The organism is Enterococcus sp. AZ040 (genome assembly GCF_050499185.1).
In the GTDB taxonomy this organism is placed as follows: Bacteria; Bacillota; Bacilli; order Lactobacillales; family Enterococcaceae; genus Enterococcus_D; species Enterococcus_D entomosocium.
On record NZ_JBMHEW010000001.1, the window covers coordinates 2712689 to 2733820 of the forward strand.

Sequence of the window (21132 nt, forward strand, 5' to 3'; positions counted from 1 at the left end):
CTCCTAAACTTTGACCACAAGTACTTCCTCTTCTTTAGCTACCAAACCTTCTTTCACACGTTCGACTGCGGTATATTGTGGTGTATTGGTAACGATGATCGGTACTTGTGTGACATATCCTGCAGCTTTTATCTGCGGTACATCAAACGTCAGCAATCGCTGCCCTTTTGTAACTTTTTGCTCTGCTTCTACTAAAGCATCAAAATACTGACCATTTAGTTCCACTGTGTCTAAACCGACATGGATCAACAATTCGATTCCGGTGTCTGAAACCAAGCCAATCGCGTGTTTGGTAGGAAAAACAGCAGCGACTTTTCCATCAAAAGGCGCAATGACTTCACCGATGGGTTCATCGACCGCAAATCCTTTTCCGAGTGCTTCAGAAGCAAATGCGTCATCTTTGACTTGATTCAACGGAATCACGATTCCCGGTACAGGATTGATCAAGCCGGTATCTTCTAGTACTACTGCTTTCATCTCCGGAACATCAATTGTCACTTTTGTTTCATATTTGAAACTTAAGACATAGGTAACGGCCCCACTCACCACAGCTGCAATCACCAATGCGATAATGATGTTCCAAAAATAGCGCATCGTATCATCACCGATATATAGTAAGATTGCTGGGAGACCAGACGAACCGGTCGCAAAGCGATGCGTATTGGTCAAGCCAGCATACAAACCACCAGAAGCCCCACCAATCATTGCCGCAACCAACGGATATTTTTTGGGTAAATTGATGCCATATAAAGCGGGTTCGGTAATCCCCATGTAGGCAGTGATTGCCCCTGATACCGCCAACTGCTTAGTTTTTTTCTCTTTCGTACGCAATGCGACAACTGCTACTGCGGTTGCTTGAGCAATGTTTGAGACCAATGCCCCTGGACCAAAAATACTGTCATACCCAAGTTCTGCCATTTGCATCACCCCTAAAGGAGCAATCCCATTGTGCAATCCAAACATCACCATGATTGGCAAAAAGCCCCCAATCAAAACCGCTGGAACCCAGCTAGCATGGACACTTAAGAAGGTAAAGAAAGTTGCCAAATAACCACCCAAGATACTACCGATCGGTCCAAATAGCGAGAAGGCTAATGTACCCATTATCAAGAATGTTAGCATCGGAACAAAAACCAGCTCCACTGATTTTGGAATCACTTTGTTCAAAAACTTTTCGACATAGGATTGGAAAAAAATCACGATCAGGATCGGAATGACTGATCCCGTATAATTTGCTAATGTAAAAGGAATAACCCCAAAAAAGTGAACGGGTTCGCCTGCTGTGACCAAGGCACCCCAATTAGGATGCATCATCATAGCAGCCACTGAAGCCGCTAAAATCGGATTGCATCGCAATTTTTGTGCCACAGTGAAGGCCAGGATCATTGGTAAGAAGAAGAAAACACCATCTGCAAAAAGATTCAGCATGTAATAGGTTTGCGAATCAGCCGTGATCACATCAAAAACGATCAATAAAGCCAAAACTGCCTTAACCATTCCGGCACCGGACAGTGCGGGAATAATTGGTTGAAACGTTCCTGCCACAAAATCGATCACTGCAGCTGCTGGTCCTTTTTTCTCCCCAGGTTCCGACGCCCCTGATGATTGAAGCGAAACCAATTTTGTGACTTCTTCATAGACATCTTTGACATGTGTTCCGATCACGACTTGATGTACCCCTGCGTTATTGATGTATTTGGCAACCCCATCGAGCGCCTCTAGTTCTCCTTGATCTATACGCTTATCTTCATTGACTTTAAAGCGCAATCGGGTTTGACAGTGATAGGCATCCGTGATATTTTCTTGTCCCCCCAGATACTGGACGATTTTTTTTGCTAATGATTGATAATTTTCACTCATACATTCCACCCCTAAATAAATTTCAAAGAAAATCTATGTTGTATGTGCTTACCGGTATAACATACTGTTCTTTCTGCCAGCAATGTACCATTTATAGAGAGCGTTTCCAATATATTTTCCTAAAGACGAAATGGATTTCATCTTTTCATTAAAAACCGCTCTTTTTTCGAAATCCATTCCATTAAAAGACCAAACATCGCCTTGACGAAGCCACTAGAAACAATGATATAATTTACTAGATGATTGTGTTACTTTTGATTTATCGCGATCATAATAGGCTTTTTCAACGTAATGGACCCACCAACCGAAAAAGAGCGCCCCGATGATCCCGCAACAACGGATCAAACCACTGCTTCTTCCCCCAACCATTGAAGCAATCCTTACTGAATCAACGATTTGGTCTAGCCTGTTATGAACGGCTATTCTGGGTTGGATTTATAAAAAACAGGCGAAGGGAACGAAGAAACATGACAAACGCGAAACAAGCAATACCCCCAAAAACGATTTTCTTTCATGAAGAAGCTTTTCAAAAAACAGATCAAACGATCATTCGCTGGTTAGGAAACTCCGGTATTCTTCTAAACAGCCGTGGTACATGTATCATGGTCGATCCGGTCTTAGAAGGATTTGACCTGCCGTTACTGATCGATCTGCCAATCAAACCGACGGCAGTCCCTCACTTAGATGCGGTATTGATCACCCATTCAGATAATGATCACTACGGCATTCCGACGATTGAAAAATTAGTCCCGATTACCGATAGCTTCCATGGACCCAAATATGTTGCCGAACTTATGCAAGAGCACTTTCAAGTTGCTGCCCAAGGTCACGAAATCTATGATTCATTCACCGTTAAAAATTTGGAGATTTCTTTAACAAAGGCGTATCACCTTTGGCAAAATGAGACGACAAAATTTGACCGTGTCTTCCAAATTGAGGACTATTGCGGCTTTTGGATCGATACTCCGGATGGTTCCTTGTGGATTCCTGGCGATTCTCGTCTTTTACCAGAACAATTAGAGATGCCTCAACCAGATGCGATCTTATTTGACTTTAACGACAACGCTTGGCATATCGGCTTTGAGAACGCCGTGAAACTGGCAAATACCTATCCTCATGCTGAATTGATCCTCTCCCATTGGGGAACAGTGGATGCTCCGCATATCGATGCTTTTAATGGGGACCCTGAAGCTTTGTACGATCGGATCGTCAATCCGAAACGGATTCGTCTAGTTGCTGCCGGTGAGCCGATCGAATTGAAATCAACCACTTCCAACAATTTAGAATAGGGAAAAAGGACCACACCGTTTTTGGTGTGGTCCTTTTATTCTTCTGCCATCTCTTTAAACGTCGTTCTTCGACTCGTTTCTAAATAACGAGCGTTGCTGATTTTCATTTGGATATTCTCCTGATAATCGAGGGAAAAAATCTGAGCAAACAAAACCGTCAAAAGGAATTGAATCGATTCTTCTGTGGAAAAATTTCCGATTTTAGAATATAGTTTTTCTCGGCTAGCAATCGTCAAGACGATCGTCGAATAGTCCCGCAAATAGTTGTCCCCACCACTCGTAAGACTGATAATTGGCACACCATTTTTCAGCAATGTTTTCACATTTTTCATAGGATAGGTCTCTGAATTATTGCCAGAATAAGAGATAAGAATGGCACAATCCTGCGGGGTCAGCGTTTGGGAAATCAAGCCCGCTTCGTCCGTATCCGCAACAAAGGCTTTTTTATGAATCGTGTTTAAGTTGCGTTTAAACAGCTGCCCGAAATACGAATTTGGACTACGCCCATAGATGACAACGTTTTGAGCGCCATTGATGAGTCGAGCGGCTTGATTCAGGTCTTTTACCGTCATAAGTGCCGCTGTTTCTTTAATCGTCTGCATGCGCAAGTTCGCCAAGTTTTCAATGATTTCTAATGTGTCTGCCGCCTCACCAAAAGGGATATTCACATCGATCGTTGCTGAGCCATCATCAAAGTGTGCCAGTTCATGCACGAAGGCATACACAAATTCTTTCCAACCGGAAAAGCCAAAATATTTTGCAAAACGGACTAACGTCGGCTTTGAGGTATGGGTCAGTTTTGCGATTTCTTCCATAGTATACTCACTGACTTTTTCCCGATTGCCTAGTAAAAAATCACCGATCGTCCTTCTTGCATCATTTTGTTTAAACGCTGCTTCTTCAATTTTTTGAAAAAGATACATCTGGTTCTCCTTTCTGATTGCTGCTGTTAGTTTTACACGTCCCATTCATTCACGTTTCTTTCTATCTAAAAGCACTGAAAGTGATGAATTGAAGACAGAAAAGCGTGGAGCACGCCAGCGTATGCCTACCCTCGTTCAAAATACAAAAAGAATTTATTTCCCAAAAGGGCGATCATACCAATCAGACATAGCATGCCCCCTGATAAGATCATCTGCATCCCTGCTGTTTCATTGCCGCTGACTAGTATCAGCAAGCGTGATGCATAGGGTGCGAGCGTGACCCCTAAATTGTAAGCAACGATCGAGACGATCGTGCCAAACTTAGCTTCTGCTTCACCACCAGTCGTCAGCAAGTGGGTGAAAAAAGGCATGATGCTGCGAAAGGCAAAGCCTAATAATAAAGAACAACCCAAGAGTAGCCCCACTGTCTGCAATGGATAAGTCAAATAGATGCTGCTTCCTGCAAGCAATGCCGCAATGGGCAGCAACCAGCGATGTAGGCGACTGTATATCAAGCCAAAGGCATTGCCGGCGATAAATGCTCCCGTCGCAATGGCGGCAATCATGTTACTGCCTTCAGTGGCGTCCCCGATTCCTTTTTCCAATAACAATGGTGTGATCTGTAAATTGTAATTAATAAATAAGACAACGATTAGAAACAAGAGCACACCCAGAACGAATGATCGCTGTTTCCGTTCTTTTGAAACCGTGACGTTCGCCAATAACGTCTCATTAGTCACAGCCTGTGTTTCGTTTGGAATAAACAGCTGGACAAAGAAGAGACTGATCAGGGCAAAGCCATAAACCAAGAAGGACATTTCCCAACTGATTTTCACTAGCTGCCCAACCAGCAAAGTCATAAAGATACCACCTAAACCACCGACGGCACTTTCTAATCCAAGAGCTTTGGCTTTCTTTTGCGGCTCATTTTGAAACAGCAAACTAATCATTTGAATCGCCAAACGATTGAATAAGCCGATCCCGAAGCCAAGAATCCCTCGAGAAAGAAACAAGACGGGAAAGCTCCCCTGATACCATGCCGGCAGCGTGCCAAAAACCGCCACAATGACCAAGCCGGTGACCATCGTGTATTTTTTGCCGATCCTTTTTTCGATCATGCTGGTAGTAAAAATCCCCAGTAAAAGAAACAATGATGGAATCGTGGTCAGTAACCCAATGTAGACCGCATCAACTTCTGGAAAGCTTGCCGCAATCGCTGGGACATTGGCAGAAATCGCCGGTGCCGAATAGACAACCATTGCCACCGACAGCAGTGCCAACAACTTCATAGAAAAAAATTTCATAAATACCCCTTTCCTTAAAAACACCTTTTCTTCCTTGTCTCTGAACCCAATAGTCCAAGATGACAAAGTGATCCTTTCACTACCTTATTATTCGCTAGATTGTCCTCGTTGACCAATGCTTAACGCGCTTGGGCTTTATGCTTGAAAAGCATTGGTCTTCTGTATTCTACTAGGTTTCTATGGCGATTGCTGGAACTCATTTATGTTTGTCTAAAAAAAGAAACCTTGCAGTATGTTTTCTGCAAGGTTTCCTTCTTTTCATAAATCGACTGTAACTACTCAGAATGCTTTAGTGAATTGATTGCTTTAACTGTTCCATAACGTCTTTCGTAATTGTCTCAACGGTGATACCAAGTTCAGATAAAACGTCCGCTGCCCGGTAATTATCATAAAATTTCTTTTCTAAGCCATAGTTTTTGACGACAATCTCACGATCACCCAGGTAGCTGGCAATCATTTGTCCATAGCCACCCTCTCGTATGCCATCTTCCAACGTGACAACGAGTTTGTGCGATCGTGCCACAGCATCCAACAACTCTTTGTCGACCCCTGAAATAAACTTAGGATTGATCACCGTTGGCGTAATTCCATGTTGCATTTTCAATTGTTCTGCGATCTCTTCCGCTAGCGCATAAAAGTTCCCAACACCGACGATGGCTACCTGCGTGCCAGCTTGAGTCACTTCATTTTTTTGATCACTGTAGTCAGTAGAGACTGTCACTGCCATTTCGTTGACAGGTCCAACCGGTACCCGGATCGCAACTGGTGCGTTGGTTTGTTCCAGCGACCAATCCAACATTGCCAGATATTCTTCTTTAGAGGTTGGCGCAAGATAAATAAGGTTGGGAATATGTGCCAAAAATGGAATATCAAAAATTCCCAAATGGCTCTCGTCATTCATGCCGTGAATCGATGCACCATATACCAGAATCGTTCCAGGCAGATGATTTAAGGCCAAATCATGGGAAATTTGATCAAAACTACGTTGCATAAAGGTAGAAAAAACGGCCCAGACAGGTTTTGCTCCATTTTTTGCTAACCCAGCAACCATCGATACCGCATGTTCTTCTGCAATACCTACATCTACAAATTGTTTGCCTGCTTTTTCTCTTTGTTCCGGAGAAAAAAGCAGCATCGGTGTACCAGCGTTTACTGCCACGACTTTAGGATCTGACGCCATTTTTTCTAATAAATAATCCGTCGTTAAGCTATTGTACGTTACTTGATTGCCGCCAGTAGAAATATATTCGCCGGTTTCTAAATGAAAGGGACCGCCTGCATGAAACTTTTCACGATTTTCTTCCGCAAACTTGAAGCCTTTGCCTTTGATCGTATGAATGTGTAATAAAACAGGATGATCAACATCTTTCACTTTTTCAAATAAAGCAATCAATGCAGCGAGGTCATTTCCTTCATCCAAATAGTGGTACTCAAAACCAATCGCTTTGAACAGATTGTCTGCTGCTTGCCCCTTTGTTTCCCGCAATACTCGCAAATTCTGATACATCCCCCCATGGTTTTCTGCGATCGATTGGTCATTGTCGTTGAGGACCACGATGGTATTGGTGCCTAATTCCACGATATTGTTCAAGCCTTCAAACGCTAACCCGCCTGATAGAGAACCATCACCAATCACGGCAACGACGTTATACGTTTCATTTTTTAGGTCACGGGCTTTCGCCACACCATTTGCCAACGAAACTGACGTGGAGGTATGACCGACCGTAAAGAGATCGTGCTCGCTTTCTTTCGGATTCGTGTAACCAGAAACCGCATCATACTGCGCAGCATCAAGAAAGGCATGGGCGCGTCCCGTCAACATTTTATGGATATAGGTCTGATGGGACACATCAAAAATCAGCTTATCTGTGGGGGAATCAAAGACTTTATGCAACGCAATCGTCATCTCAACCATCCCCAGATTGGGGCCATTGTGCCCCCCATGGTGACTGATTTTTTCCAATAAAGCAGTTCGTGCTTCTACTACCAGTTCTTGAAGTTGCCCACTGGTCAATTCTTTTAACGCTTTGGGGCTTTTGATTTTTTCTAATAACATGTACGTACCTCCTGTAAAAATATTCGAATGATTCGTGCGTTTACTCACAAGGAAAAAGACACGAAATCGAAATGAGTGGATCGTTCTCTAGAATGAAAAACGTGGCCATCGGAGCTAGACGCTCTTTTTAGAATTCCTGTCAAACCTAGAAATAGCAAGTTATCCTAAAGGGAAATCGTGATTTTTTGAGTTTCAACAATCGCTGCTCATTTCTTCTATCTAAAAAGATACCACCTAGAGTTCACTTTAGGTCAAGCACTTTTTGTGAATTTATTCTATTTTGATCCTATCTTTACTGCATGCCCGCCATAATGATACAAAAAAAAGATAAGAAGCGCTTGCTTCTTATCTCGGATTTTACTTGTTCAATGGTCATTCTTAAGAAACCTAAATTTTTTCATTGACCACTTATTCTTCTTTCTCTAAGCCAACAAGCACTCGCTGTTTACGGTTCGATTCTTCTGCAACAAAGTTTAAAACTGTTTTCAATTCGCTAGGCGTTGCCTTTTTCTGTATGATCGAGAAGTTTCGATGATATTTTATCATGATTGTTTCTACTTTTTCTTTCTCAGTCATTGAGCTTCTCCTCCAATTCTTCCTTTGTGTATGTTAATGGCAAAGCGAACGATACATTGTCAACTGCCATCAACGTATGAGAATGGCGATTTTGAAAATCTTTTATAAAAATATTAACGGTCACATTTTCTTTATACAATTCCTTCATTTTAATCAAGTTATATCTTGATTGAAAAAAAGCATTTATAAAATGTTCTTTAGGAACAAAGCGTCCTTCTATTTTTTCACGTTGCTTCGTATAATTCCAAGCAATAAAAGGATCTTGATAGACATAATAGATAAGCACATCATAATTCTTTTTTAAGCATCGCGCAATATTTTGATCAGCTTTTTTAGTGGGTGAAACAAGAATCATTTATTGCGAGAAGTAAGATGGCAAAAATTTCTGTTAATGAACTATACGCAAAAAAACAGACTACATTTGTCATGCAGTCTGCTTTTCCAACTTTTTCTTAATTTAGTGTTTGTCCCACTGTTTTCCGAAAGATTGTTGTTGTGATTCGACATGTCCTCGATGGCCATATACAGGTATTTGATTCAATTGGTTTTCAATTACTTGAAACTCGGTATCTGTAAGCTGTACATCCCAAGCAGCTAGATTTTCCAAAATCCTGCCTCGATTTTTTGATCCAGGAATCGGCACTGCATTCGGGTACTTGTGAAGCATCCACGCCAATGAAATTTGGGCATTTGTCGCCTGCTTTGCTTGAGCGACTTCTGCTAGCATATTTAAAATCGGTTGATTGGCTACGAGGTTTTCTTTAGCCAGCTGAGGGACGAATTTGCGAACATCATCCCCTTCAAAGGATGTATCTGGTGTGACTTTTCCAGATAAAAACCCACTAGCGATTGGTGAAAAAGGAACGACGGCGATCTCGTTCTCAAGGCAATAGGGGAAAATCTCTCGCTCACAATCACGCTCAACCATTGAATAGAGATTTTGCACAGCACCAACGGGGGTAATCCCATGTGCTTTAGCAAGTGTCTCCACGGAAACTTGTGAGAGTCCCCATTCTCTGATCATACCTTCTTTGATCAATCGTCCCATCACCTCAGCTATTTCTTCTATAGAAATCTGTTCATTGATTCGATGAAGATAATAGAGATCAATATAATCGGTGCGCAGTTTTTCCATTGAAGCAACCAAATGGTTACGGATGGCTGTGTAAAGAGTTGTGCTTTCATTCACTTCTTTTTCGTCGAGATGATACTTGGTGGCAAGAACAACTTTGTTTCGAAAAGGCGACAGTGCTTTACCCACCAACTCCTCATTATGTCCAGAATAAAACATTTCTTTTCCATAAGCTTCTGCTGTATCAAAAAATGTACAGCCAAATTCGTAAGCTTTGCGAATAGATGCAATACTCTCTTTTTCTTCTGGCACCTTTCCATATCCGTGAGAAAACCCCATACACCCCATTCCGATTGGCGAAACTGCTAAACTTCTGATTTTTCTATTCTTCATATTACAATTCCCTCCTCCATCGATACTTTGTGTGCTCGCTAAGCTAGCTAAACTTTAGCATCTTCGAGTCACTCGAAGTCAAGGAGTTTCTAACAATCATTTTCCTTCCACCTTTTGTCTTTTTGAGGCTCTCAAATAGGAAGCTACTTTTCTCCACAAAATTATCTGTGCTATAATACGCGATATAAAAAGAAAATGATCTACAACAGTTTTTACTAATACGTTCAAACGACTTGCTTGACTACAGCAAATTATGAAAGGCGTGACCAACATTTACTCTATCAAAGAAGCAGCCACGATCACTGAATTGTCTGAACACACGATTCGCTATTATACCGATATGGGTTTGGTTCCTAGTTTGATCAGGGACAAAAACAATAGACGGGTTTTTAATCAGACTTCCATCAATTGGTTAACTGGTATCAAGAATTTGCGCGAAACAGGCATGTCTTTAGAAGCCATTAAGCATTATATTTCGCTTTGCCTCCTTGGCGATTCGACGATCAAAGAAAGAGCCGACATCATTCAATCGCAAAAAGAAAAAGCGCTCGTTAAACTTACAGAAGCGCAAAAACGAGTCGCTTATTTAGAAAAGAAAAGCAATACCTATCAAGAGCTCATCAACCAGAAAACAGCTTCTAACGATCCATTGAATCCGGCAACTTGGGAGGAGGAAGCAGTATTGCGGAATAGAACTTGAATGAAGATATTTTACCAATGATTTGGATCAATAGACACTTAATTTTTTGATGATTATATTCGTATAGTGCTGAAATAGACTATTCATTACTAAAAAACTGCCATTAAACAGGATTCATTCCCTGCTTAATGGCAGTTTGCTTATTTCCGATACATCTTCAATTCCAAGAACAAATCGTTATAGATGCCAAGATACTCAGCACCTAAGTTTTCATAGACCTCGAGATGTTCCATCAATTCATCGGATGGGTAGAATTGTTCGTCTTCGGTGATCTCGTCTGGCAGTAAGGCCATGGCTTCTTGGTTAGGTGTGGAATAGCCGATGTACTCTGCGTTTTGTGCAGCATTCTCGGGTTCCAGCATAAAGTTCAAGAAGGCATAAGCGCCGGCTTCGTTTTGTGAGGTCTTAGGAATGACCATATTATCAAACCACAAGTTGGAGCCTTCCGAAGGGATCACATAATGAATGTGTTCATTTTCGTACATCATGTCGGCTGCTTCCCCAGAAAATGTGACCGCAACCGATGCTTCTTCATTGGCCATGTACATCTTGATTTCATCTGCGACGATGGCTTTGATGTTTGGGGTCATGGTCCGAAGCTTATTGAATGCCTCTTGCAACTGATCATCGTCTTTGCTGTTTAGAGAATAGCCTAAGCTGTCCAAACCTAATCCCATTACTTCACGCGCGCCATCGATCAGCATGATGCTGTTTGCTAATTCGGGTTTCCAAAGATCGTCCCATTGGGTGATCTCACCTTCATCAAAGAATTTATCGTTATAGACGATCCCCAGTGTTCCCCAGAAATAAGGGATCGAATATTGATTGCCCGGATCAAAACTCAGGTCTAAAAAGCGAGGGTCGATATTGTCTAGCCCTTTGATTTTGCTGTGATCCAATGGTTTTAAAAGATTTTGTTCCATCATTTTCTCAATCATGTATTCACTCGGTATGGCGATGTCATAGGACGTACCGCCTTGTTGGATCTTCGTGAACATCGCTTCATTTGAGTCAAAGGTTTCATAATTGACTTTGTAGCCAGTCTCTTCTTCAAACTTACTGATCAAATCAGGGTCGATGTAGTCGCCCCAGTTGTAGATGTTGACGACCTCAGCACCTGCCATACCAGAGGTGCGTTCCAATTCACGGACACCAAAGAGCAAGATCAGGACGATCGCAACAATACCGATAATCAGAGATTGTAGTCGTTTCATCGCAGATTTGCCACCTCCACACGGCGGTTTTTACGTAATTTCTTCGCGCCGTTTTCTTTACTGATAAAGTAATAGCCTACCACCAGAATCATGGAGAATAAGAAGACAAGTGTGCTTAATGCATTGATTTCTAAACTGATTCCTTGACGTGCTCTAGAATAGATCTCTACTGATAAGGTACTAAAGCCATTGCCCGTCACAAAGAATGTTACGGCAAAATCATCAAGTGAATAAGTAAAGGCCATGAAATAGCCGGCGATGATGCCCGGTGTCAAGAAAGGCAAAATGATATTTTTAATGACTTGAAAATTATTCGCGCCTAAATCACGGGCAGCATCGATCATTGAATCGTTCATCTCTTGCAATTTCGGCAAGACCATCAAGACCACGATCGGGATACTAAAGGCGATATGCGAAAGCAACACGCTGAAAAAGCCTAAGCTAAACCCACGGAACAAGTTGCCGATCATCGTAAAGAAAATCAAGAAACTGGCGCCAATGATGACATCTGGTGAAACCAGCAAAATATTATTCAAACTCAACAAGGCCGTTCTCGTTCGGCGCTTGCGGGTATAGTAGATGCCCATCGCACCAAATGTGCCAATGATCGTTGCCAGTAATGCTGATAAAAATGCCAGCATAAAGGTGTTCAACACGATGATCATCAAGCGGGTATCTTGAAAGACGGATTGGTAATGTTCAAAAGTGAAACCCGTAAAAGCATTCATGGTGCCTCCTTCATTGAAGGAATAGAAAATCAAATAAAAGATCGGCACGTACAAAAGAATAAAGACGACGATCAGATAAAGATTCGACCAGCGAAATTTTTTCATTTACGTTGCCCTCCTTTTTTCTTTTCTCCCGTAAACAACATCACGAGGAACATGGCGATGATCAAAATGACGCCGATGGTCGAACCCATGCCCCAATTTTGGGTAACGAGAAAGTGCTGCTCGATCGCCGTACCAAGCGTGATCACGCGATTGCCCCCAATCAAACGGGTCAACATGAAGAGGGAGAGCGATGGAATGAAGACGGCTTGGACGCCGCTTTTTACCCCGTTTAACGAAAGAGGGAAAATCACTCGTCGGAAAGTATCATAGCTGTTTGCCCCTAGATCGCGACTGGCACTGATCAAAGAGGGATTCATTTCTTCTAAGGCATTAAAAATCGGCATGATCATAAAGGGCAGTTCGATATAGACGGCAACCGTCAAAAAGCTGAAGTCAGTAAACAAAATCTGCTTTGGTCCAACCCCCATGATTTCTAGGAAGTTGTTGACACTGCCATGAATGCCGAAAATCCCAATAAACGCATAGGCTTTTAACAATAAGTTGACCCACGTTGGTAAGATGATCAACAGCAGCCACAAATCTTTGTGGCGCAGCTTAGTTAAGAAATACGCTGTCGGGTAGCTGATCACTAAGGTAATCAAGGTGATCAAAAAGGCATACCAAACCGAGTTTAAGGTCATGATCAAATATTTTCCCGAACCTAAGTAGCTTTGATAATTGACCAGCGAAAAGTTGCCGTTCATATCAAAAAAAGATTGGTAGATGATCAATAAGACTGGTGCAATAACAAATAGCAATAACCAAAAGACATAGGGTATCGCATAAAAACGACGCATTTTCGTCATTAGCTTTCCCTCCTAATCTTCGTAGCTCTCTAAACGAGCATCAAAATCTTCTTCGGACTCATTGAAACGCATGACGTGGATGTCTTCTGGTTCAAAGGAAAGACCGATCTTGCTTCCTTCAGTGGCTTTTCTTGTAGAGTGAACCATCCATTCGTTGCCTTGTTCGTCGTAACAAATGATCTCGTAATGCACGCCTCGGAACAATTGCGTATCCACTTCAACGACCAGCTTGCCTTTTTCCGCCGTCGTCAAATTCAAATCTTCCGGACGGATCACGATCTCAACGGCTTCATTCGGCCGCATCCCGCCATCGACACATTCAAATTGCTTGCCGACAAACTCCACTAAGTTGTCTTCGATCATCGTGCCTGTGACGATGTTGCTTTCACCGACAAAATCCGCCACGAAATGGTTGATTGGTTCATCGTAGATATCCACTGGTGTTCCGCTTTGGACGATCTTCCCTTTGTTCATGACGAAAATCTCATCACTCATGGCCAACGCTTCTTCTTGGTCATGGGTGACAAAAATAAAGGTGATGCCTAGTCGCTGCTGCAATTCCCGCAGCTCGTATTGCATGTCAGTTCGCAATTTCAAGTCCAATGCGGACAATGGTTCATCAAGAAGCAATACTTTGGGTTCATTGACGATCGCTCGTGCGATTGCGACCCGTTGGCGTTGACCTCCTGACATTTCGCTGATTTCACGATTCTCATAACCAGGAAGTTGTACTAACCGTAACGCTTCTAAGACTTTTTTATTCACTTCATCTTTTGGTAATTTTTTGATTCGCAGACCAAATGCCACATTTTCAAAAACGTTCATATGTGGGAATAAGGCATAATCTTGAAAGACAGTATTCACTTGCCGTTGATTGGCAGGAACGTCATTAATTCTTTGTCCATCAAAATAAACGTCGCCTTCTGTTGCGTCCGAAAAACCCGCAATGATGCGTAAAATAGTTGTTTTTCCACAACCTGAAGGACCTAACAATGTATAAAAGCGACCTTCTTCAATATCAAAACTCACTTTTTTCAAAACTGTTTCATCATCATCAAATCGCTTCACCACATTGTTGAATGAAATTATTGTTTTTCCCACACTCTTTCCTCCTGTACTATAAATAAGAATCCGTCACGACTACGAGCACACGGCTTTTTTTGCCGGCGATATTTTTTAATTGATGCGGCTCAGTCGCCTGATAATAGATCGATTGGCCTTTACGAGCCTTGTACTGCGTTTCTCCTAACGACAACGCCACACTGCCCTCTAAGACATAGATAAATGTTTCTGCTAACGATGGTTCAAAGGTCTTGTATTCGCCGGCTTTATCAAAAGTCAGCAAGACTGGCTCCATTTCTTTTTCATTGGAATCGGGAATCAGCCATTTCAATTCATAGCCATTTTCTTCATCATAATAAAGCGTACTGTCTTCTTCGCGATAAACCACTTGATGCTGCGCATTTTCTTCTCGGAAAAATTCCTCTGGTGTCACGCCTAAAACTTCTAAGATCGTAAAAAAAGTTTCCATAGAAGGCGAACTCAAATCACGTTCCAACTGTGAGATATAGCCTTTCGTCAAATCGGTCCGCTCGCCTAATTCTTCTTGGGTCAAATTCTTTTGAACGCGCAAATTGCGCAGCTTCTCGCCAATCTCCATGTTCATTCCCCCTTTTATTGACACAACTGCAAGTAAAAAAGTTTGCTATAAGTAAACTTCATGTTTAATTTCACTTTTTCTAGTATACAAATAATTGCAAAAAACACAAGCCTTTTTTCTTCATTTCTTTGAATTCTTTTCTCCCTAATCAAAAAAAGGAGTGATGCTAAATGCTTGTGCTATAAAGGAAATTATTGGCGGTCCCGTCATTTTCGCTTTTCACAGGTTTAAAAGAACATCTTCTATTTTAACGAAGAAAAGGTAGATTTAATAATGATCTGTTTTTACTGATTTTTTGATAAGAAGCCCTGCCTTTTCTTGCTTCACTGGTTAAAAAAATAAAACTTATGGTATTATGAGTACAAACCATCAAAGGAGTGTCTGAAATGACGAATTTCTCTACCTTTCGTGTCATGAATGAACCAAATTTTACTGCTTCACTCACAACTGCAACCCTTGACGAGCTGCCAGCAGGCGATGTGCTTGTCCGTGTTGATTACTCAGATGTTAATTACAAAGATGCCTTGGCAGCAAATGAAAATGGCGGCGTGATTCGCACGTATCCGATGACGCCGGGAATCGATTTAGCAGGGGAAGTCGTGGACAGTCAGTCTGCTGATTTTGCCCCAGGCGATCAAGTTTTAGTGACTGGCTATGGCTTAGGGGTTTCTCACCCAGGCGGTTACAGTCAATTTCAACAGGTCCCGGCCGAGTGGCTCGTAAAACGTTCTGCTGGTTTTTCAGCGAAAGACAGTATGACCTATGGCACGGCTGGGTTCACAGCAGCTTTAGCGGTGCAAGAATTAGAGCAGCTGCACTTAGCAAAAGACGCTGCGATTTTGGTGACAGGTGCGAGCGGTGGCGTCGGCAGTGTCAGCATTGCCTTATTGAAAAAACTGGGCTATACAAATATAGTGGCGCTATCTCGTAAAACCGATGCGCAATGGTTGTTAGACCTAGGCGCATCAAAAATCATCCGTCCGGATGAAGTGGTACCCGAAAAGGTCAAACCATTAGCAAAACAATCGTTTGCAGCGGTCATCGATACTGTTGGCGGTCCATTGCTTGCGGCAGTGCTTCCGCAAATCGCTTATGGGGGCGGTGCCTTCTTATGCGGCAATGCTGGTGGGATCAAAATCGAAACGACTGTCTTACCCTTTATTTTGCGTGGGATTCGCGTAATTGGGATCGATTCAGTCAATGTTTCCCATGAGATCCGCACGGCATTATGGGAGAAATTAGCGGGTGAGTGGAATGTGATCGATCAGCTTTACACGAAAGCCATCACTTTGGAAGACTTACCAGAAACGTTGGCAGCTTTATTAGCTGGCACGCACCAAGGACGGACGATCGTTGAGGTGTCACAAGGGCAATGAGAATTTTGATTACGGCTGGCGGTACTTCCGAAAAAATCGATGATGTCCGTGCAATCACGAATCATTCCACGGGTTCACTTGGTCAAGCGATTGCCAATGAATGGCTGCGGTACCCTGAGGTGACCATCGATTACGTTACGACGAAAACTGCCAAGCAACCGCCTACCGATCCACGAGTTACCTGTCATTTCATTGAAGGGACCACGGACTTGTTGGGGCAATTGACCGATTTATTGACGACCCATTCGTATGCTGCCGTGATCCACAGTATGGCAGTTAGTGATTTTACCCCTGCTGCTCATTTTTCAGAAGCAGCCTTTTATGAAGCAATCAACGATGCCCTACCGACTTATGACAACCAGGTCACTCCGGCATTGATGGCACACGTGCTCGCACAATCTGAAGCAACGGCAGGCAAAGTTTCTTCCAATACGGATCATTTGTTTTTAGTGTTGAAGAAAACCCCGAAAGTGATCCAAACCATCAAAGCATTACAGCCGACAACCTTATTAGTCGGATTCAAATTATTAGTAGACGTAGCGGAAGCCGAGTTGTTTGCGGTCGCACGAAAAAGTCTGCTGGCTAGCCAAGCAGATTATGTGTTGGCCAACGACTTGACGCAAATTTCTGGAAACCAGCATGTCGGACACCTTTTGACACAAGAAGGACAAATCGGGACTGGCCGCACAAAAGCTGAGATCGCAACCTTGATCGTTGACACATTACGCAATGACCTGCGTGCTTAGCTAGATGTTTTTTAGAAAAGGAGAAAGAAACATGAAACAAAAACACGTTCTGCTTGGCGTCAGCGGCAGTATCTCTGCATACAAAGCAGCCGACCTAACCAATGAATTAACCAAAAAGGGCTATGCAGTGGATGTCTTAATGACTCAAAATAGCACACAATTTATTACGCCTTTGACTCTACAGTCATTATCCAAACGCCCGATCCATGTAGATGTTATGCAAGAACGTCAACCAGATCGGATCAATCATATTGAACTAGCCAAACAAGCCGATCTTTTCTTGCTCGCCCCAGCCAGTGCCAACAGTATTGGCAAGTTGGCGCATGGGATAGCCGATGATTTGATCTCAACAGTTGCCTTAGCGTTGCCGTTATCCGTGCCCCGCTTGATTGCGCCAGCCATGAATACCGTCATGTACGAAAACCCGATTGTTCAAAGAAATTTGGGGATTTTGAAAGAAGTCGGCTTCCAAGAGATTGAACCCCGTGAAGCGTTACTGGCTTGCGGTGATTTCGGCAGAGGCGCATTAGCAGCAACAGAAACGATTCTTGAAAAAGCATTGATTGCTTTGGAAGTACGGAGTGTCTAACAATGAAAAAAATATCAACTTTTGAACTTGTCTTAACAGCTTTCTTTTTAGGAATCTTGATTCTTTTAGCATCGGTTCCCTTTCTTGGGTTTATTCCCTTAGGACCAATCAATGCGACAACGATGCACATTCCTGTGATCATCGCTTCCATTGTATTAGGCCCTCGGATCGGCGGCTTTTTAGGCGGCGCCTTTGGGATCATCAGTATGGTGCGTTCGACCTGGATCATCACCCCGCTTTCTTTTGTCTTCTCCCCTTTCGTACCGATTTATGGGAGTGATCAAGGAAGTTGGAAAGCGATCCTCGTAGCGCTGATTCCCCGTATTTTGATTGGTGTCGTTCCTTACTTTGTTTATAAAGGCTGTCAAAAAATCTGGAAAAACAAACAGCAAAGTCTTTCGCTACTGATTGCTGGTGTTGCCGGAGGTTTGACGAATACGATTCTGGTAATGAACTTGATCTACTTCTTGTTCCAGCAAGAATATGCGGAGGTTGTGGGAAAAGCCGGCAATGCTGTTTACGCAGCGATTTTGGGTGTGATCTTCGCCCAAGGCGTGCCTGAAGCCATTGTAGCGGGAATCGCCACGATGGCAGTTGGAACCGTTCTTTTGCGCTTAGTCATGAACCGCAAAAAAAATCGAATCTAAAAAATAGCGACCGCCTAAAGTTAGCTTTTTGGCTAACTTAGGCGGTCGCTTCCCTTTTGAGTGACTCATAAACTTTGTGTCATCTGGAGTGCTTCGACAAGCTCTTGATACTGCTCTTGGGTCAAATACTCTTCATAAAATGTCAGATAATCATCGATATCTGCTTGGGTCAAATAAGGCAGCTCTTGCTTGATTTGCAGTAGCAGTTCCTCGAACTCCTCATCCGTCAGCATATAAGAAGACCAATCATCGGCTTCATCATAGCTATCCCAGTACTCATCATCATAATCATTCTCATACCCATCGTCATAGCTGTCATCCCAGCCATAATCATAGGGAGAAAACAATTCTTCTGGGTCAATCAATTCTTCCGCTGTGGGGATCGCAACGCCAGTATCACTTTTCTTTCCTGTAAAAGTCACCGTAGCTCCGATAGTCGTTTGCAGCTCATCCGCTTGCACGAAGTGAAAAGCCATTTTCTGCTGATTTGTTTTCGTATTGACGGTCATAGCTAAGTCAAACTGCTCGACTTCTTCCAGCATCGTTTCTAATTCGGCGACTTGCTTTTGATCGGCACCGTGTTCTTGGGCATAGGTTGCATAATCTGCCAATTCTTCTTTGGTAAACGTATGGCTGATCGTATCTCCATCTCTTTTGAAAGCATCCGGTTCGAAGGTTTTCAAATAGTCTGCAAACGTCTCATTATGAAAAAGACTGTTCATGGTAAAGAGGTTTTCAGGCGCTTTTTCTGCTTCGGTTGTCTCCTCGTCGTCCTCTGCAAAAGTTCCTTCAAAGTAAGAATCTAAGGTTTCTTGATCGATGCGCAGGTACTTGCCCTCATATTCCCCAGCGTCTGGTGTTGTTCCATAACTGTCATCACCAAATGCGCTGATATACCCTTGCAGTGTTTCATAGATTTCAGCTGACACATACGCTTCTTGTTTTTCTGGATCGACGATCAGCTTGATCGGCAGCTCCTGCCCCCCAAAAGCGACTGCCAGATTGAGTAAAATCGCTTTGGTTTCTTTGTCTTGCACGAAGTCCCCTTTAAATGACGAGCCAACTAACTGTGACATCAACATAGAGGCATACCTATCGGCTTCTTGACCGTATTCGCTGCTGCTGCCTATCTCAAAGGTATCGATCGTCGCTTGGAATTCACCCGCATTCGCTGCTTGCTGATTCGTCAACTGTTCGGCAAACTGTTCTTGCGGTAATTTCGTACAACCGCCGAAAAGAAAGGCGAACCCAACAAACAAAATGACGCTTCCCCACTTTTTCATCCTGCTCACTCCTTTTCGTTTATTGTACCGAAGACTGCGAAAGCTTACAATCCTAAGCTCTTTTTTATCAGCTCTCATGAAAAAAAGATTGCCCCGCGGGACAATCTTTTCGCTAATCTATTCTTCGCCGATGATTCGGACTTCTGTTTCTAAGGTGACATCAAAGGTTTCTTTGATGACTTGTTGGATATGAGCGATCAGTTCAACGTAATCCGTGGCTGTTGCTTGATCGACATTCACGATAAAGCCCGCATGTTTTTCCGAAATTTGGGCACCGCCCCATTTCAATCCTTGTAAGCCTGCATCTTGGATCAGCTTGCCGGTAAAATGACCGACTGGGCGTTTGAAGACACTCCCACAAGAGGGGTATTCTAGCGGTTGCTTCAATTGCCGCAATTCTGTCAGTTCATCCATCCGCTTTTTGATTTGCTCTTGATCACCTTTTGTTAGATCAAAGCGACTGCTCAAAATGATCATCTTTTGCTCTTGCAATTTGCTATGACGATAAGCAAATTCCATTTCTTCCTTGGTATATGTCACGATTTGACCATTAGCCAGCAAAACGTCGCAGGACGCAAAGACATCTTGGATCTCGCCATCATAAGCGCCTGCATTCATAAAGACGGCACCGCCGACACTGCCGGGAATCCCGCAGGCAAATTCAAAACCAGTCAAGGATTCATGCAAAGCGACATAGGTGGTATCGATCAACTTTGCTCCAGCATCGACGATCAAAGAAGTGCCGTCTACCACGATTTGGTTCATTTCCGACAGCATGATCACCACGCCGCGAATACCACCATCACGGACGATCAAGTTGCTGGCGTTTCCTAAGACGATCCAAGGAATCGCTTGTTCTCGGCAATAATCAAGCAGCTGTTTAGCCTCTTCTGCTGTTTTGGGAAAAGCCAAAATGTCTGCCGGTCCACCAGTTTTTGTATACGTATAGTTCAATAAGGGTTCATCTTTTAATAAGGCAATTTCAGGGAATTGCGCAATCATCAAGTCTTTATTCACGAGAAGGTTTCCTTTCACAATAAACATCTCACTTATTTTAGCATGTTCAAGGAAAAGTTGCTACCTCTGGTGAATCAAAGAAAAGCTTAATAATCGAATGACCTGATTAATAAAGAGTAAGCTTCAAAAAAAGTGTTTTGTTATTTCAGATAATCGTTCTTTCATCTCCGTAGTGACTTTATCGACTACTTCTAAGTTGCTGTGATGCAAGAGGTCCACACTGCGAATATGCTGACAAAGAATCGTCCCTTGAACTTTACTCTTTTGTGTTTCGGTAACTGTTTGAAACGCATTCGATCGAGCGAATTTTTCTTCTACATATTTTTTTGAGCTACTGATTGGCATCACTAAGACGGTATTGAAACTCTTGTTATAATAATCATTACTAACCACCACACACGGTCTTTTTTTTGCCATTTCATTTCCTTTGGTGGGATTTAAGTCAATAAAAAGAATATCTCCTTGTCTTACCATTCAATATTCTCCTCACCTAAATCTTCTCCAAAAAACATCTCACCTGTATCAAATTTCCCCGTTTCTTCTACGATCGCTAATTCTTGTTTCCAAAAATCTTCAAAGGAAGGTGCTGCTTTTTCGCCTGTTACCTTGATCTCGCCTTCTGGAGTAAATTCAAAAATTACCCGCTGATTCTCTTTTAAGCCTAACTTTTGCCGCACACTTTTTGGAATAGTTATTTGATTTTTCGAAGTCATTTTCGCTGAAACTTGCGCTTTGATCGTCATGTGAACTGCCCCCTTTTCAAAACGATTGTAACATAAAACGTAAGG

23 protein-coding genes are annotated in these 21132 nt (G+C 42.7%); 6 read left to right on the plus strand and 17 right to left on the minus strand.

What is annotated here, in order from left to right; all coding sequences use genetic code 11:
- Positions 1-3: 3 nt before the first annotated feature.
- The gene (locus IGK63_RS12405) at positions 4-1860 is read right to left on the minus strand and encodes a beta-glucoside-specific PTS transporter subunit IIABC (RefSeq protein WP_016612702.1); all 1857 of its coding nucleotides are present in this window, start codon (positions 1858-1860) and stop codon (positions 4-6) included.
- 213 nt (positions 1861-2073) lie between these two features.
- Positions 2074-2229 (minus strand): hypothetical protein, encoded by a 156-nt coding sequence (locus IGK63_RS12410; RefSeq protein WP_008380736.1) that lies wholly within the window; start codon positions 2227-2229, stop codon positions 2074-2076.
- Between the two features lie 98 nt (positions 2230-2327).
- On the opposite strand from IGK63_RS12410, the gene IGK63_RS12415 reads away from it, so the two are divergent.
- Positions 2328-3149, plus strand: a complete 822-nt coding sequence (locus IGK63_RS12415) for an MBL fold metallo-hydrolase (RefSeq protein WP_016612704.1) — start codon at positions 2328-2330, stop codon at positions 3147-3149.
- Positions 3150-3184: 35 nt separating this feature from the next.
- Here the strand turns inward: IGK63_RS12415 and IGK63_RS12420 are convergent, their stop codons facing one another.
- The 6 genes from IGK63_RS12420 to IGK63_RS12445 form a co-directional block, all read right to left on the minus strand.
- On the minus strand, positions 3185-4072 hold the full coding sequence (locus tag IGK63_RS12420; protein WP_008380734.1) for a MurR/RpiR family transcriptional regulator: 888 nt from the start codon (positions 4070-4072) through the stop codon (positions 3185-3187).
- A 125-nt stretch (positions 4073-4197) separates the two neighbouring features.
- Positions 4198-5376 carry an MFS transporter gene (locus IGK63_RS12425; RefSeq protein WP_034872112.1) on the minus strand — a complete coding sequence of 393 codons (1179 nt, stop codon included), beginning with the start codon at positions 5374-5376 and terminating at the stop codon, positions 4198-4200.
- A gap of 289 nt (positions 5377-5665) precedes the next feature.
- Positions 5666-7432, minus strand: coding sequence for a 1-deoxy-D-xylulose-5-phosphate synthase (locus IGK63_RS12430; RefSeq protein WP_016612706.1), 1767 nt, complete (start codon positions 7430-7432; stop codon positions 5666-5668).
- 408 nt (positions 7433-7840) lie between these two features.
- The gene (locus tag IGK63_RS12435; RefSeq protein ID WP_016612707.1) at positions 7841-8008 is read right to left on the minus strand and encodes a hypothetical protein; all 168 of its coding nucleotides are present in this window, start codon (positions 8006-8008) and stop codon (positions 7841-7843) included.
- On the minus strand, positions 8001-8294 hold the full coding sequence (locus IGK63_RS12440) for a zeta toxin family protein (protein WP_275626536.1): 294 nt from the start codon (positions 8292-8294) through the stop codon (positions 8001-8003). Before IGK63_RS12440 ends, IGK63_RS12435 begins: the two co-directional genes overlap by 8 nt.
- 171 nt (positions 8295-8465) lie before the next feature.
- Positions 8466-9473, minus strand: coding sequence for an aldo/keto reductase (locus tag IGK63_RS12445; protein WP_008380731.1), 1008 nt, complete (start codon positions 9471-9473; stop codon positions 8466-8468).
- 253 nt (positions 9474-9726) lie between these two features.
- Between IGK63_RS12445 and IGK63_RS12450 the strand changes: the two genes are divergently transcribed.
- On the plus strand, positions 9727-10173 hold the full coding sequence (locus IGK63_RS12450) for a MerR family transcriptional regulator (protein ID WP_016612709.1): 447 nt from the start codon (positions 9727-9729) through the stop codon (positions 10171-10173).
- A gap of 140 nt (positions 10174-10313) precedes the next feature.
- Here IGK63_RS12450 and IGK63_RS12455 read toward each other — a convergent pair whose 3' ends face one another.
- From IGK63_RS12455 to IGK63_RS12475, 5 genes are read right to left on the minus strand one after another with little or no spacing between them, the layout of a single operon-like run.
- Positions 10314-11387, minus strand: coding sequence for an ABC transporter substrate-binding protein (locus IGK63_RS12455; protein WP_005234158.1), 1074 nt, complete (start codon positions 11385-11387; stop codon positions 10314-10316).
- Positions 11384-12220 carry an ABC transporter permease gene (locus tag IGK63_RS12460; RefSeq protein ID WP_005228535.1) on the minus strand — a complete coding sequence of 279 codons (837 nt, stop codon included), beginning with the start codon at positions 12218-12220 and terminating at the stop codon, positions 11384-11386. Before IGK63_RS12460 ends, IGK63_RS12455 begins: the two co-directional genes overlap by 4 nt.
- Complete coding sequence (locus tag IGK63_RS12465; RefSeq protein ID WP_005234157.1) at positions 12217-13026, minus strand: ABC transporter permease; 810 nt, start codon at positions 13024-13026, stop codon at positions 12217-12219. Before IGK63_RS12465 ends, IGK63_RS12460 begins: the two co-directional genes overlap by 4 nt.
- Before the next feature lie 12 nt (positions 13027-13038).
- Entirely contained in the window at positions 13039-14127 is a 1089-nt protein-coding gene (locus IGK63_RS12470) for an ABC transporter ATP-binding protein (RefSeq protein ID WP_005228533.1), read from the minus strand.
- 16 nt (positions 14128-14143) lie between these two features.
- Positions 14144-14686, minus strand: coding sequence for a helix-turn-helix domain-containing protein (locus tag IGK63_RS12475; protein ID WP_008380724.1), 543 nt, complete (start codon positions 14684-14686; stop codon positions 14144-14146).
- 386 nt (positions 14687-15072) lie between these two features.
- Between IGK63_RS12475 and IGK63_RS12480 the strand changes: the two genes are divergently transcribed.
- From IGK63_RS12480 to IGK63_RS12495, 4 genes are read left to right on the plus strand one after another with little or no spacing between them, the layout of a single operon-like run.
- On the plus strand, positions 15073-16062 hold the full coding sequence (locus IGK63_RS12480) for an acryloyl-CoA reductase (RefSeq protein ID WP_034872113.1): 990 nt from the start codon (positions 15073-15075) through the stop codon (positions 16060-16062).
- The gene (gene coaB, locus IGK63_RS12485; protein WP_016612713.1) at positions 16059-16808 is read left to right on the plus strand and encodes a phosphopantothenate--cysteine ligase; all 750 of its coding nucleotides are present in this window, start codon (positions 16059-16061) and stop codon (positions 16806-16808) included. The genes IGK63_RS12480 and coaB overlap by 4 nt, the downstream gene beginning before the upstream one ends.
- A 31-nt stretch (positions 16809-16839) precedes the next feature.
- Positions 16840-17397: a phosphopantothenoylcysteine decarboxylase gene (gene coaC, locus IGK63_RS12490; RefSeq protein WP_034872114.1), complete on the plus strand. Its 558-nt coding sequence runs from the start codon at positions 16840-16842 to the stop codon at positions 17395-17397.
- A 2-nt stretch (positions 17398-17399) separates the two neighbouring features.
- On the plus strand, positions 17400-18044 hold the full coding sequence (locus IGK63_RS12495; RefSeq protein ID WP_005228527.1) for an ECF transporter S component: 645 nt from the start codon (positions 17400-17402) through the stop codon (positions 18042-18044).
- A gap of 65 nt (positions 18045-18109) precedes the next feature.
- Here IGK63_RS12495 and IGK63_RS12500 read toward each other — a convergent pair whose 3' ends face one another.
- From IGK63_RS12500 to IGK63_RS12515, 4 genes are all read right to left on the minus strand, one after another.
- On the minus strand, positions 18110-19327 hold the full coding sequence (locus tag IGK63_RS12500) for a hypothetical protein (protein ID WP_034872115.1): 1218 nt from the start codon (positions 19325-19327) through the stop codon (positions 18110-18112).
- A gap of 117 nt (positions 19328-19444) precedes the next feature.
- Complete coding sequence (gene murB, locus IGK63_RS12505; protein WP_422709001.1) at positions 19445-20329, minus strand: UDP-N-acetylmuramate dehydrogenase; 885 nt, start codon at positions 20327-20329, stop codon at positions 19445-19447.
- 138 nt (positions 20330-20467) lie between these two features.
- Positions 20468-20818, minus strand: a complete 351-nt coding sequence (locus tag IGK63_RS12510) for a type II toxin-antitoxin system PemK/MazF family toxin (protein WP_008380710.1) — start codon at positions 20816-20818, stop codon at positions 20468-20470.
- Positions 20812-21087, minus strand: a complete 276-nt coding sequence (locus IGK63_RS12515) for an AbrB/MazE/SpoVT family DNA-binding domain-containing protein (RefSeq protein ID WP_005234145.1) — start codon at positions 21085-21087, stop codon at positions 20812-20814. The genes IGK63_RS12510 and IGK63_RS12515 overlap by 7 nt, the downstream gene beginning before the upstream one ends.
- Positions 21088-21132: the final 45 nt, after the last annotated feature.

Coding starts and splice junctions, on each gene's coding strand:
- murB (WP_422709001.1), bottom strand. CDS start 20,329: ATGATTGCGCAATTCCCTGAAATTGCCTTATTAAAAGATGAACCCTTA.
- IGK63_RS12510 (WP_008380710.1), bottom strand. CDS start 20,818: ATGGTAAGACAAGGAGATATTCTTTTTATTGACTTAAATCCCACCAAA.
- IGK63_RS12410 (WP_008380736.1), bottom strand. CDS start 2,229: ATGGTTGGGGGAAGAAGCAGTGGTTTGATCCGTTGTTGCGGGATCATC.
- IGK63_RS12515 (WP_005234145.1), bottom strand. CDS start 21,087: ATGACGATCAAAGCGCAAGTTTCAGCGAAAATGACTTCGAAAAATCAA.
- IGK63_RS12415 (WP_016612704.1), top strand. CDS start 2,328: ATGACAAACGCGAAACAAGCAATACCCCCAAAAACGATTTTCTTTCAT.
- IGK63_RS12465 (WP_005234157.1), bottom strand. CDS start 13,026: ATGACGAAAATGCGTCGTTTTTATGCGATACCCTATGTCTTTTGGTTA.
- IGK63_RS12430 (WP_016612706.1), bottom strand. CDS start 7,432: ATGTTATTAGAAAAAATCAAAAGCCCCAAAGCGTTAAAAGAATTGACC.
- IGK63_RS12420 (WP_008380734.1), bottom strand. CDS start 4,072: ATGTATCTTTTTCAAAAAATTGAAGAAGCAGCGTTTAAACAAAATGAT.
- IGK63_RS12405 (WP_016612702.1), bottom strand. CDS start 1,860: ATGAGTGAAAATTATCAATCATTAGCAAAAAAAATCGTCCAGTATCTG.
- IGK63_RS12495 (WP_005228527.1), top strand. CDS start 17,400: ATGAAAAAAATATCAACTTTTGAACTTGTCTTAACAGCTTTCTTTTTA.
- IGK63_RS12450 (WP_016612709.1), top strand. CDS start 9,727: ATGAAAGGCGTGACCAACATTTACTCTATCAAAGAAGCAGCCACGATC.
- IGK63_RS12475 (WP_008380724.1), bottom strand. CDS start 14,686: ATGGAGATTGGCGAGAAGCTGCGCAATTTGCGCGTTCAAAAGAATTTG.
- coaB (WP_016612713.1), top strand. CDS start 16,059: ATGAGAATTTTGATTACGGCTGGCGGTACTTCCGAAAAAATCGATGAT.
- IGK63_RS12500 (WP_034872115.1), bottom strand. CDS start 19,327: ATGAAAAAGTGGGGAAGCGTCATTTTGTTTGTTGGGTTCGCCTTTCTT.
- IGK63_RS12425 (WP_034872112.1), bottom strand. CDS start 5,376: ATGAAATTTTTTTCTATGAAGTTGTTGGCACTGCTGTCGGTGGCAATG.
- IGK63_RS12445 (WP_008380731.1), bottom strand. CDS start 9,473: ATGAAGAATAGAAAAATCAGAAGTTTAGCAGTTTCGCCAATCGGAATG.
- IGK63_RS12460 (WP_005228535.1), bottom strand. CDS start 12,220: ATGAAAAAATTTCGCTGGTCGAATCTTTATCTGATCGTCGTCTTTATT.
- coaC (WP_034872114.1), top strand. CDS start 16,840: ATGAAACAAAAACACGTTCTGCTTGGCGTCAGCGGCAGTATCTCTGCA.
- IGK63_RS12435 (WP_016612707.1), bottom strand. CDS start 8,008: ATGACTGAGAAAGAAAAAGTAGAAACAATCATGATAAAATATCATCGA.
- IGK63_RS12455 (WP_005234158.1), bottom strand. CDS start 11,387: ATGAAACGACTACAATCTCTGATTATCGGTATTGTTGCGATCGTCCTG.
- IGK63_RS12480 (WP_034872113.1), top strand. CDS start 15,073: ATGACGAATTTCTCTACCTTTCGTGTCATGAATGAACCAAATTTTACT.